Annotated in this window: 10 protein-coding genes; 4 read left to right on the plus strand and 6 right to left on the minus strand. The window is 42.8% G+C overall.

What is annotated here, in order from left to right:
* Nucleotides 1–74 precede the first annotated feature (74 nt).
* Nucleotides 75–494, plus strand: coding sequence for a YkvA family protein (locus tag D0466_RS19420; protein WP_117324184.1), 420 nt, complete (start codon nucleotides 75–77; stop codon nucleotides 492–494).
* A gap of 116 nt (nucleotides 495–610) precedes the next feature.
* Here D0466_RS19420 and D0466_RS19425 read toward each other — a convergent pair whose 3' ends face one another.
* The 4 genes from D0466_RS19425 to D0466_RS19440 form a co-directional block, all read right to left on the minus strand.
* Nucleotides 611–1,321 (minus strand): N-acetylmuramoyl-L-alanine amidase, encoded by a 711-nt coding sequence (locus D0466_RS19425; protein WP_117324185.1) that lies wholly within the window; start codon nucleotides 1,319–1,321, stop codon nucleotides 611–613.
* Between the two features lie 174 nt (nucleotides 1,322–1,495).
* Nucleotides 1,496–2,617 (minus strand): acyltransferase family protein, encoded by a 1,122-nt coding sequence (locus D0466_RS19430; RefSeq protein ID WP_117324186.1) that lies wholly within the window; start codon nucleotides 2,615–2,617, stop codon nucleotides 1,496–1,498.
* Nucleotides 2,618–2,853: 236 nt separating this feature from the next.
* Nucleotides 2,854–4,092, minus strand: coding sequence for a sensor histidine kinase (locus D0466_RS19435; protein WP_117324187.1), 1,239 nt, complete (start codon nucleotides 4,090–4,092; stop codon nucleotides 2,854–2,856).
* A gap of 60 nt (nucleotides 4,093–4,152) precedes the next feature.
* Nucleotides 4,153–4,344, minus strand: a complete 192-nt coding sequence (locus D0466_RS19440) for a hypothetical protein (protein WP_117324188.1) — start codon at nucleotides 4,342–4,344, stop codon at nucleotides 4,153–4,155.
* 421 nt (nucleotides 4,345–4,765) lie between these two features.
* Between D0466_RS19440 and D0466_RS19445 the strand changes: the two genes are divergently transcribed.
* On the plus strand, nucleotides 4,766–5,314 hold the full coding sequence (locus D0466_RS19445; RefSeq protein WP_117324189.1) for an REP-associated tyrosine transposase: 549 nt from the start codon (nucleotides 4,766–4,768) through the stop codon (nucleotides 5,312–5,314).
* Between the two features lie 140 nt (nucleotides 5,315–5,454).
* Here D0466_RS19445 and D0466_RS19450 read toward each other — a convergent pair whose 3' ends face one another.
* Nucleotides 5,455–6,189 carry a polysaccharide deacetylase family protein gene (locus D0466_RS19450; protein WP_117324190.1) on the minus strand — a complete coding sequence of 245 codons (735 nt, stop codon included), beginning with the start codon at nucleotides 6,187–6,189 and terminating at the stop codon, nucleotides 5,455–5,457.
* 427 nt (nucleotides 6,190–6,616) lie between these two features.
* Between D0466_RS19450 and D0466_RS19455 the strand changes: the two genes are divergently transcribed.
* On the plus strand, nucleotides 6,617–7,276 hold the full coding sequence (locus tag D0466_RS19455) for a DNA alkylation repair protein (RefSeq protein WP_117324191.1): 660 nt from the start codon (nucleotides 6,617–6,619) through the stop codon (nucleotides 7,274–7,276).
* 201 nt (nucleotides 7,277–7,477) lie between these two features.
* Nucleotides 7,478–9,214 (plus strand): phospho-sugar mutase, encoded by a 1,737-nt coding sequence (locus D0466_RS19460; protein WP_117324192.1) that lies wholly within the window; start codon nucleotides 7,478–7,480, stop codon nucleotides 9,212–9,214.
* 398 nt (nucleotides 9,215–9,612) lie between these two features.
* On the opposite strand, the gene D0466_RS19465 is transcribed toward D0466_RS19460, so the two are convergent.
* Nucleotides 9,613–12,174 carry a YhgE/Pip domain-containing protein gene (locus D0466_RS19465; RefSeq protein WP_158555965.1) on the minus strand — a complete coding sequence of 854 codons (2,562 nt, stop codon included), beginning with the start codon at nucleotides 12,172–12,174 and terminating at the stop codon, nucleotides 9,613–9,615.
* Nucleotides 12,175–12,449 lie beyond the last annotated feature (275 nt).

The following is a 12,449-nucleotide window of genomic DNA, read 5'->3' on the forward strand; positions in this document are numbered from 1 at the left end:
GCTTGAGGTTTACATTTGCTGAAAAGGTCTATTAAAATAAGTAGAGATTACAATGGCCGAAGAGGAGGATTTTAATGTCGAATCAAAATGAACAACAACTTGACCAAGAAGCGACCGAGCAAGTGGATGATGCTGGCAAGCATTATTCTGACTCGAAGTTCTGGGCTAAACTCAAAAAGTATGCTAAAAAAGCCGGATCCTCGGTTGTTTATTCTGTATTGCTTTTATATTACACTCTCCAAAAACCGGAAGTGCCCACCAAAACAAAAGCCGTTATCATTGGGGCATTAGGATACTTCATCCTCCCAACAGATTTAATTCCTGATATAGCCCTGGGAATTGGCTACACAGATGATTTAGGGGCATTAGGACTCGCATTGATTCAAGTCGCCATGTATATAGATGACGATACCAAACTCAATGCAAAACAAAAACTGCAAGAATGGTTTGGAAACCAGGTAGACACCACCGACATAGACCAAAAAATTAATTAAGGGGGACTGACCCCCGATGCTTTAACGCGTTAAACAGCCTTACCCATTGGATGGGTAAGGCTGTTGTTTTTGCAATTGGTCAGTAGCTCTTCTACAAAAGGAAAATTCTTTTCTGCCTATTTCAGATATTTGTTAACCCCATTTGTCATGCCTTGTACTAGTTTTGCTTGATAGGACTTTGTAGACATTTTTCTGTCTTCGGCAGGATTTGTCATGAATCCTAATTCTACAAGTATGGTCGGAGTCTTTGACCAGTTAAAACCGGTGAGGTCAGATCGTGGCGTTAACCCGTCTCCTGCAGACTTTTTCGCTTTCGTTGTTTTTATCATCTCATTTAATACGTTTACGGCAGCTTTCCTGCTTGTAGAGTTAATTTTTTGTGTTGCCTTGGCTGAAGGATATAATACCTGTATTCCTTCGGCATTCCGGCTTGTACTGCCATCAGCATGAATACGGACGGTTAAGTTTGCTTTTTTATTATTACAGTAGGTAGCTCTTTGAATATTACTAATGTTTACATTATGTTTTGTGCGGGTCATATACACTTTATAACCTTTTTTCTTTAAGGCATCCCGAAGCTTGAGGGAAACTTCCAGGTTTAAAACATATTCGGGTTTTTTCGTAGCCACCCCTCGAGTACCGGATGTTGTTTTCATTTTCTTGGTTTTTAAACCAGGAGCAATGGGCTCTGTTTGGGAATTTTGCTTACTTTGATGTCCTGGATCGATACATACCACTTTTTGTGCTGCCTCTGTTCTTTTTACATTTGTTCCAAATATACTGCATGATACCATTCCTACTAATAGTAGCAAGATAAATTTCTTCATGATTTCCCCCCGATAAAAATATATAAAAATAGAACTGCCTGTCCCTTATCTTGGAACAAGGAATGTTACTATCTCAATTCTATTATCGGCAAATTTTTCTATTTTTTAGGGAGGGTTTAAAAAATTGGACAAACCCCCATGGTTTTTGCAGAAGAGATTGAGGATGCGACTCTTTTATAGCACCCTCTTGGCATAAGGGATTTTTATAATGAGCGACGCACTGGCAAAACATAGGATAGTACCTATAGAGCCAACTATTAAGAACTTAATAAAAGGATGAATAGGGAACGCTGTGAAAAATAAGCTAAGGCCCACGATAATGGCAGGATGGATAATGTACACCGTATAGGCCGCCTGGGACATGCTGATTCCAAAGGTATCGGGTTTATTGTACTTATCATGAAACCAGTTTAATAATGTAATAATCAAGCCAAACGCAACAAACGGTTCCCACATCGCATAAATAAAAGCCTGTAGTGTGAGCCCGCCTTCAAAGGCCATATTTCCTTCCAGGGCACCTGTTAAAACCAATCCAATCGGGAGCACGGGGATTGTAAACGCAGCGGCCAGCAGCCATTTTTTTACCGGAATCAAGGAAATATCATCCAGCCAGTTATAGTGAAAAGCCATGATTCCTGCAGCGAATAAGAATATATAAGATGGAAAATATCCAAATTGAAGACCCAGGGGACCCGTGCCCACCGGATAGAATAATCTGACGGCAAAGGCAGTGATGCCCAATAGGACAGCTAGTAAAATCAACTTTTTCGTATTTGGAAAAGGCAGTTTACGGCCTGCGGATTTTTTCAGAAAACATGAACGGCATAGTCCATAAAGAATATTAAAAATCAGAAGTGCCTCGACAAACCATAATGGCCCAATGTGAATGGTATTAAAAGTAAGAACCTCTCTTTGGTAATAGGTTAATAGCGACATGGAATCACTGAAATGAGCAAAATATGTAATAGCCGGACCCAGAACAAATATGTAAACCAGCAATGGTATACCTAATCTTATAAAGCGGTCTTTAAAAAACTGCCGCGGACCTTTCCTCGTATATGCGCCAGGTATGAAGTACCCGGACAGGAAAAAGAACAACCCCATAAAAAAAGATTGATTGACTGCGGTAAAGATTGTTAGGATGATCATCGAAATCGTCAATTCTGATTTGTCGACATCCTCATATATCCATGAACCACCTGCCCCATATGCAATCGCTGTATGATGCAAAATAACTAGCACTGTCAAAAACACCCTCAAGTAATCCAGATAATGCATCCTGCCATTTACTTTCATAACCTATCCCCACACTTTCTAAATATGGCATTCTGCATAAATTATAATCCGGAAAATGAGTCTTTGGAACTACTGACTTTGTAAAGTAAACCATCTCCCAATACGGGAGTGCATGAAAGCAACGGGGGTCAGTCTCCCATCACGGTAGTGCGTTAAAGCAACGGGGGGTCAGTCTCCCATTATGGTAGTGCATTAAAGCAGTGACGGACTGACCCCACTTTATATGAAGGTTCACGCTAATAGGCAGGGAAAGAAATTTGAAACACCGTGCCTTTTTCTGGTTCGCTATCTACACGGATTGTTCCTTTCATCGCCCTGACGATGCTGTAGACCACCATCATGCCAAGGCCGGTGCCTTTTACCTCTTTTGTAGAGTAGTATGGTTCTCCCAGCCGCTCGATTTGCGCTCTGGTCATTCCTACTCCAGAATCTTTAATTTGAATGGTTACCTGTGAAGAAGTCGATTGCGTTTCAATATACAAGACACCGCCATCTGGCATGGATTCAATTGCATTTTTAATAAGATTCAAAAAGCATTGATGAAATTTTTGCCGGTCTGCCTTAATAAGCCCGTTTAAGGAAAAGTTCGTTTCAACAAGCACAGAATTCTGATTGGTCAATGGCTGTAAAATAGTTAAAACGTGGGCAAGCTCTTCAGAAACATTTAATTCTTCCAGAGTATGAAAGGAAGGTTTCGAGAAGGTTAAATAGTCTTGAATGACCCGCTCTGCTGACTCCAGTTCACCTTTAACAAGCGACAGATAAAGGTCTCGTTTTTTTTCATCAAGATCACTTTCTTGAAGCAATTGAACAAAGCCCAGCGCAGCAGTAAGAGGATTCCGGATTTCATGCGAAATGGCGGCTCCCATTTGTTCGACTGCTTCCAGCTTCTTGGCCTTTACAAGGTGTTGGCGGATAAGAAGGTTTTTCATCAAAAATTCAATAGAATAAGAGATCAAGCCTACACCCAGAGGTGGAATTACCATATAGGCGACCCCAATATCCCATCTTAAATAAGATGGCCTCACAATAGACATACATATCAGCGTTGCAATGCTGATAAGTGTGGTTAAAATGACCGCATACAGGATCCGGTTCTTCGGTGTTTGTTTCCAAAACCAGGGATGAATCCGCCACAAAAATATAAATAAAAATCCATACAACAATAAATTTGTCAGAAAACCGAGATCTACACCAAACATTGCACGGATAAGGACAGTCACAATGGCAAGCATCGGTCCGATACCCATATAAAGACCGCCGATAACAACAGGAATATTCCGTAAATCCAGCCGCAGTTCATCACTCAGTTCATAGGAAAAAGCAAAACAAACCCACAAAGAGGATACGAAGTAAAAAATAGCACTCGGCTTGGAAATCGGCTTTGTCCTGGACCTCTCAGACCACACCAAGCAAACAAACAACAAAATAAATAATAAAGCCAAATTAAACAAAAAATGCTTGGTTATATCCAAATGTCCACCTCCAAAAGGGGGTCAGTTCCCCGCTGTGTAAAGCGCTAAATACTATGGCTTTTATGTGGTTTTTATAGTTGTTTGAATTGTTAAGACTCTCTTGCATACTCCATAACTCAGCCACGAATAACCATCATATAAATAGTCCAAATCATCAGGCTGGACCTTGGCGGAGGTCATTACTTCTAAGAATGGTTTGCCGCAGGTCTGTTCTTTCTCAAGTCCAAGGTGCTTGATCTCTCGTTCATCCATGGGTAAAAAAGCTCTTCGGAACCTTCATCCGCTTTACACAGATTACTGCCGCAGTGAGGGGAAGTCATACACGCCCAATCGAACGCAGCTACTATGTTGATTTTGGAATCTTATCATCAATTTTTACTTCCTTAACAATGCCGGTCATCCTCTTAACCTATGCCTTGAAAACCATGAACACAAGAAGGTGAAGTCCTTGAAGTATCACACATATTCCCGCTTTCTATATTAATTAATTCAAGATGCGACATAAAAAATCCTTTTTTTCGGGGTCAGTCCCCCGCTGCTTTAAAGTGTTAACTGGGTGGGGGCTGAACCTGCAAAATATTTGGCGTTTTTTGTCTTTTCGAGAAGGAGAACTAGAAACAGTGTAGAATGGTAGTTTGAGGTAGAAAAAATGACTTGAAACGGGTGTTGTTATTTGGCAAGAAAGCCCAGGGTGTGGTTCCCCGGTGCTATGTATCATATTACCAACCGGGGAAACCGCCGTTCGTCTATTTTCCTTGATGATGAAGACAGAACGAAATACCTCGAATTACTGGAAAAAACCCGCTCAGCCCATCCTTATATCCTCCACGCATATTGTTTAATGACCAACCATACCCATCTCCAAATTGAAACCATTGAAACCCAGCCAAAGGAAATTATGAACATGTTAAACTTCCGTTATGCGATTTATTTCAACAAGCGCCATGAATTAGAGGGACATGTATTTCAAGGCCGGTACGGATCAGTAATGATTGACTCGCGGGAGTACTTTCTTGAGGTTAGCAGGTATATCCATTTAAATCCTGTTCAAGCCGAATTGGTCAAGCATCCAGCGGATTATCCATGGAGCAGTTACGTGGTTTATGAATCCGGACCGATAAATTCTTTAGTTTCAACCGAGAAGATTTTCTCATGCTTTGACAGCCCTAAACTGTATAGAAATTATGTATTGAATCAGTTCCCTGATGTTTTAGTGCGTTAAAGCGGCGGGAGATAGCCCCCCGGATAATTTCTAGCATTAAAGCGGCGGGAGATAGCCCCCCGATAATTTCCAGCGTTAAAGCGGTGGGGGAGAGCCCCCCCACTCCTTTCCATCGTTAATGTGACAGAGGACAGGCTCCGTTATAGTCTTTTGTCCTTCGCGAAGTTTACGACGATGTGGTGTTTTGGATCGTATACCCTGAATTCGTAGTCTTCTTTTTTGTACAGGTCAATAATTGCTGGCAGCATCTGCACTGTTTGTCTTCTTTCGTGCAAGAGAATCACTTCTTGCGGTTTGCCTGATTTCTTTTTTACATTGACGAGAATTTGCTGCGGATTATTGGCGAGAGCCCAATCCCGGGAATCGATGGTCCAATCCCACATCTTAAAGCCTTTCTTAACCGTGTAATCCCTCATGGCCTTGTTCATGTATGTGCTTCCATATGGCGCGCGGATTATATGGCTGGAGAAACCGGTAATTCTTTTAAGTGTCGCCTGGGTCGTCACCATCTCATTAGCAAAATTGGTAGAATTGGTTTTATATAATTTCCGTGAATCATGGCTTACGCTATGCAGCCCCGGATAGTTCCCGTCTTTCACCAGCCGCTTGACTTGGCCGGCATAATTCTTCATGTTTCCGTCTATCATAAAAAAGGTCGCCTTCACCTTGTTCTTTGCCAAAATATCCAGTAATTGATGGGTATAAACCGATGGGCCGTCATCAAATGTGAGGTAAACCACCTTAGTCGTTTTGTGAGGCACAACCGGTTTGGAGGCAGCATATGCAAGGGTATGGTCCATGCCTAACAAACTAAAAACAAAAAAAGCAATGAACAGAAAAGAAATTCTTTTGACGTTTGAAACTTTGGCCAACATAATTAATTTCCCCTTTGATATCTATATAATATTTTTTAAATAGAAATGTAGACAAACAGATTCCTTTAGCTCTCAATACTATATGTCTAAAAACCCCTTCCGATTCCTTCATCTGAAAAAGCTGATGCTTGTAATATGGGCGTATAACTAGTTGAAAAGTTTTATATAAATAAGAAAATTTATCCATTTTATGAAACTATTTTACCACTAAATTATAATACTTACTTTAAAACTGTAATTTTTCCTCCATCCAATAAGAAAGAAATGTGACGGGTCCATCATCGTCTGGTAAGCATTGCTTTCAAATAAACAAAATTTAAGGAGGCTCCAGTCCCTTTTTTATAGAAAAACAACCGGTTGCTTCTATACCTTTCAGGCGTTTAAAGTGAAAGTAGGATAAGAACTGAAACAAAGGAGAGGAACTCAGGTGACACTCGATACTTTAAAGGGAAAATTCGAAAGCCATCGCAATATGGAACAGGCTGGCCCGATGCAAAAATACATGAGGGATTTATTTCCTTTTCTCGGAATCAAGACGCCGCAAAGAAATGAAATAATGAAGGCATATTACCGGGAAAGCGGGATTTTAAAGGACGGTTTCCAAACGGAATTCATCATCTCTCTTTGGAATGAGCCTGAAAGGGAGTACCAATATGCGGCGATGGATTACATAGGAAGATCACTTAAGAAGCTGACAAAGAAAGATTTCTCCCTAATGGAGAGGCTGATTACGACGAAATCCTGGTGGGACACAGTCGATATGCTGGCACAAAAGCCGGTCGGGCACATTGCCGAGTACCATCCCGGAGTAATCGCCGAAAAAATCGATGGCTGGAGCGCCGGAGACAACCTCTGGCTTCGCAGGACAGCCATACTGTTTCAGCTTAAATACAAAGAAAAGACAAACGAAGCGCTTTTATACGAATATATAGTACGCAATGCCGGGAGTAACGAATTCTTCATCCAAAAAGCAATAGGCTGGGCCTTGCGGGAGTATTCAAAAACAAATCCCGATTCGGTCAGAGCATTCATCGACGCTCATACGCTGTCAAATTTAAGCGTTAGGGAGGGGAGTAAATATTTGTAAGAACATGCCGCAGCTGGCGTTATCTTTTTCTTAAATAAGGCGTATGTAGGAAATCAGGAAATTACCAAAATGGAAAAAATGGCAGCAGGAATAGTGCGCCGGGGGAAGAAGTTATATAAAGAGGTTAACCCAAATCTGGTTTATCAGTTTTTTTGAAAAATAAATTCTATTTTAGTTTATTAAGAGAAAGGGGCGAAATAGTTGAGCTGGAAAGATACATATTCAACATGGAATTATCATCAAAATTTAGACGGGGAACTGCGTTTGCTTCTCGAAGAAATGAGTGGAGAGGAAAGCAGGCTCGAGGATGCTTTCTATAAAAATTTAGAGTTCGGAACGGGCGGCATGCGCGGGGAAATCGGCGTCGGCACCAACCGCATGAATATATACACGGTCCGAAAAGCAACGGCTGGGCTTGCAGGCTATATCGAGGCATCTGGACAAGAGGCGAAACAGCGCGGCGTAGTGATTGCTTATGATTCCCGCCATAAATCCCCCGAGTTTGCAATGGAAGCGGCAAAAACACTCGCATCCAATGGCATCAAAGTATACCTGTTTGATGAACTGCGGCCGACTCCTGAACTATCTTTTGCGGTACGGTACCTTCACGCCTTTTCAGGAATTGTTATCACCGCAAGCCACAATCCGCCTGAATATAATGGGTACAAGGTATATGGCCCTGACGGCGGGCAGCTGCCACCACAAGCAGCTGACAAAGTAATCGAATATGTGAATGCCATTGAAAATGAACTGCTTCTGGAAGTGAAAGAAGAGGAAGAATTAAAGCAAATGGGATTAATCGAAGTGATAGGGCCAGAAATCGATGGTGAATATAATCGAAACTTGCTCACCATATCTGAGAACCCGGGGCTCTCCCAGGAAGTCGATGTGCAAATTGTCTTCACACCACTTCATGGTACGTCCAATAAATCAGTCCGCAGAGCCCTGAAGGAACTTGGGTATCACAATGTACATATTGTAACAGAGCAAGAGCTGCCTGATCCGGATTTTTCAACCGTAAAATCTCCCAATCCGGAGGAGCATGCGGCCTTTGAACTGGCAATCCAGCTGGGAAACGAAGTTTCAGCAGACATTCTGATTGCTACCGACCCTGATGCTGACCGCCTCGGCATCGCAGTGAAAAACAACACAGGGGAATATGTGGTATTGACAGGGAACCAAACAGGAGCATTATTATTGGACTACCTTTTAACACAAAAAAAGGAAAAGGGAACAATTCCGGCGAACGGGGCAGTCCTGAAAACAATAGTAACGTCAGAGATCGGACGTACCATTGCCAGCCAGTTTGGCTTGGAAACGATTGATGTTTTGACAGGATTTAAATTCATCGCCGAACAAATGAATGAATATGACCGGACTGGCAGCCATTCATTCGTTTTTGGATATGAGGAAAGCTATGGCTACTTGATCAAAGGATTTGCGAGAGATAAAGACGCAATCCAGGCTGCCCTTCTGGCAGTGGAAGTGTGCGCGCATTATAAAAAGCAAGGCAAAACTTTATATGAAGGCCTCCTGTCTGTTTTTGAAAGGTACGGATTTTACTTAGAAGGCTTGCGCTCGCTTACGCTTAAAGGAATTGAAGGCAGCAGGCAGATCCAGGGAATCCTGAATGATTTCAGGGATAATCCGCCTGAAGAGCTTGCATCGCGGAGAGTAATTGTGCAAGAGGATTATCAGAACAGCACGAAGTATTCTGTCGTATCGAAGGAAGAGGAAACGATTGAATTGCCGAAATCCAATGTGTTGAAATACTTCCTCGATGACGGCACATGGGTGTGCCTTCGTCCATCAGGAACGGAGCCGAAAATCAAGTTTTACTTCGGCGTCCAGGGAGACACTATGGATGAAGCCCGGGAAAAACTTGAAACCGTCACTGAAGAATTTATGAAGAAAATTAATGGTATTTTGACAAAGTAGAAGTAGGTAAGGTTATGATTCTATCATTACTGACCGCTGGATATCCAGCGGTTTTTGTGCAGTCAGAAAAGAATCTATATAAATGCTAATACACTTTATTGATACCTTTTTCTAAGCTTTTGACTAGCCAGATGAATATCAGGATGGCGAGATAACAGAAGAGGAAATACCGGTTGAAGAAGAAACGGAATCTGATAGGTCGGATTACTAAAAGAAGATTTAAAGCCAGTTGGACACTGTCCGATTGGCTTTTTTGGTCAAGTCGGACACCGCAACTTGTTACGGGCAGTACCCGCATGAATTGGTTGAGATTGTAGCTTGCCTATGGAAGTGCACTTTTTTGCTAAAAACAGAAACGGCAGCAGCTTTGAACTGTTGCCGTTTCCCAATTCTATTACTTAAGCCGCAGCCTCATCCTGGCTGATCCGCCTGCTTGAGCGGAAGAAAACGGTAACTAATGCTAACGCTGCAAATATAGCAAGGAACACGAATAGTGCGCTGATATTTGCCCAGAATGCGCCGTAATGATTTAAGCTGATGATTGATTTGTAGCCGCCGATTGAATAGGTCATCGGCATAAATTTGCTTATTGTTTGTAAGCCGTCTGACAGCAAGTGTACTGGAAGTGAAGCGCCTGTTGTTGGTAACTGCAGTACCAGCAATGCAAATGCTGCAAAACGTCCGATATTTCCTGCCAATAATACCAGGAAGAAAACAATGGTTAGGAATGTCAAACTTACAAACACAGAGTACCATATTAAATTGAACCCGTTTGCGGCCCCTGATTTAATATAGAATGTTGAAAACACTGATATAATCAGAGCTTGGGCTATTGCTAAACCAGCCATGTTGCCGAATTTTCCAAGATACCATTTAAATGGTGAAACCGCTGTCACGGCAGGCTTTTTCAAGTCAAATAACAGCGAAATCAACAACACGCCCACAAATAAGGCTAGTGACAGGATATATGGAGCGTTCGCATAACGGTATTTCGGGAACTTGTTGATTGTTTCACCGGCTAATTCAACAGGGGCTGCGAACTGAGAAACATTCTTCTCGCCTGTGTTGATTGCACCGGTCTTTTCAGCACCGCCTGCAAGGCCGGTTGCCAGTTTCTCACTTCCGTCTTCAACTTTGGCTATGCCATCGTCTACTTGTGTTACTCCATTAGTCAGCGTACCCCATCCTGTATTGACAGTTTGTGTACCGTCGCTGACCTGAGTCATGCCATCATTGATTTTGCCTGAGCCTGTAGTAAGCTCACCCCACCCGGATTTAACCGTTTGGTTACCGGCTGCAACCTGGCCTGCACCGTCCTCAAGTTTTGTGACGCCTGCAGTCATTGTTTTCCAGCCTTCATCAACCGATTGATTACCATTATTAACAGATTGAAGCCCTCCGTTAATTGTAGTAACAGCATCTGTTATCGAGCCAAAACTAGATTTGACTTTGGCATTTCCATCAGCGAGCGCACTTGTTCCCTCAGCGAGTGCACTCGTTCCGGCGGCTAGTGTGCTAGCTCCGCTATTCAACTTTTTGGCCCCGGCTACTAGATTTGTCTGGCCTGCAAGCAGCTGGTCAAGTCCTCCAGCGAGCTGTTTTACACCAGGTGCGACCTGCCCGGAGATTCCATTGGAAACACTCTTGGCGCCTTCCTTTAATCGAGGGGTACTGGCCGCTAATTGTCCTGCTCCGGCTGCAACCTGCTTACTTCCATCCCGAAGCTTCTGGAAATTCGGGTCTGCCATTAGAATTGGTCCTAAGACAGGATGCTTGCTAAGCTGTTCAATACCATCAGCTACCTGCTGGGTACCTGTTTTCAAGCCTTGGGCCCCAGTGTCGACAGCTTCGGTACCATCAGCAACCGCTTTAGCTCCAGGTGCAAGTTGTTTTTCAATCCCGTCGTTTAAGCTATTGCTGCCTGCTTCAGCAGTTTTCAGCCCAGCGAGGATTTGAGAAGCTCCAGCTTCGAGGCCGGCAGTACCGACAGATAACTGGTTCGCACCCTCATCGACCTTCTTGGTACCGTCATCAAGCTGCTTTGCTCCATCTGCCAGTTTACTGATATCCCCCGAACCACCCTGAAGTGATTTCAGAAGCAACCCTGATCCATCGGTTAACTGCTGTGTGCCATTCGCAAGTTTGGTAATGTCACCTTGTTTTTGCTGCAGGTTTTGTAAAAGAGTACCTGTCCCAGCGTGTAGCTGGTTTGCACCATCAGCCAACTTGCCAATATCACCTTGTTTGCTGGCCAGGGAAGTGTGCATCGTATTAGTACCCGCTTTCAATTCTTTCGCTCCCTCAGCAAGCCTATTAATATCAGGAGCCTTTTCTTTCAATGACGATACGATTTTCCCTGTACCATCATGAAGTTTGGCAGCGCCTTCATTTATTTGTGACGCACCATCAGCACCGTCCTTAAACCCGGTATTAACCTCTCCCATGCTGTCAAATAATGTTTTTGTATAGGTTTCGGTAATCTTGTCGGCTAACTGATTCTTAATTTTCTCAACGGCGCTGCTTGTTACAGTGGCCGCCATGTAGTGCAAGCCCTCATTTTGAATGAATTTCAATTCCGGCTTTTCGGGATTTTCATCCATGACGGTTGTTACTTTTTTCGAGAAATCTTCAGGAATTTCGATTACCATATAATAATCGAGATTCTTCAATCCTCTTTCTGCCTCTTTAGAATCAACAAAGTCCCATCCCAAGGCATTGCCTTTCTTAAGATCGGCCACTAAATCTTCTCCGACATTAATTGGCTTATCGCCAGACATCGCACCGGTATCCTTGTTGAGCACAGCTACTGGCAGATTTTCCAGATGGTCAGTCGGACCCAACGTGGACTTAATGAATACCAATGCATACACAAGAGGCACTAATAAAACAGCTATGATGGCAATAAGAAACCCCTTCCTGTTGTCCCCAAGGCCGCCAGGTTGAAAACCAAGACCTTTCATAAATTCCCCCCTATTCGTGAAATTGGTAATGTAAAAGAAAAAAATGAATGAACACTCACCCATTCTTTTCTTAAATTCTATATATTCTGAATTATCATCCAAAATTCCTGCCTGATTTCTCTTTTTTTTACATATAATGATACATTTTTTAAAAAAACTATGACATTTGGCCTATCGCAGCTTCCACTGTGATTTAACACTGTAAAGTAATGGGGGAAGGCCCCCAGCGGTTTAACGCTTCACCGTGACTGGGGCTTGACCCCCAGCAGTTTAAC

It is taken from the genome of Peribacillus glennii (assembly GCF_003429105.1).
GTDB classification, from domain to species: Bacteria; Bacillota; Bacilli; order Bacillales; family DSM-1321; genus Peribacillus; species Peribacillus glennii.

What these genes read in the sequence shown, in the direction of transcription:
- D0466_RS19420 (WP_117324184.1), top strand. Translation starts at nt 75, where the DNA reads ATGTCGAATCAAAATGAACAACAACTTGACCAAGAAGCGACCGAGCAA.
- D0466_RS19425 (WP_117324185.1), bottom strand. Translation starts at nt 1,321, where the DNA reads ATGAAGAAATTTATCTTGCTACTATTAGTAGGAATGGTATCATGCAGT.
- D0466_RS19430 (WP_117324186.1), bottom strand. Translation starts at nt 2,617, where the DNA reads ATGAAAGTAAATGGCAGGATGCATTATCTGGATTACTTGAGGGTGTTT.
- D0466_RS19440 (WP_117324188.1), bottom strand. Translation starts at nt 4,344, where the DNA reads ATGGATGAACGAGAGATCAAGCACCTTGGACTTGAGAAAGAACAGACC.
- D0466_RS19450 (WP_117324190.1), bottom strand. Translation starts at nt 6,189, where the DNA reads ATGTTGGCCAAAGTTTCAAACGTCAAAAGAATTTCTTTTCTGTTCATT.
- D0466_RS19465 (WP_158555965.1), bottom strand. Translation starts at nt 12,174, where the DNA reads ATGAAAGGTCTTGGTTTTCAACCTGGCGGCCTTGGGGACAACAGGAAG.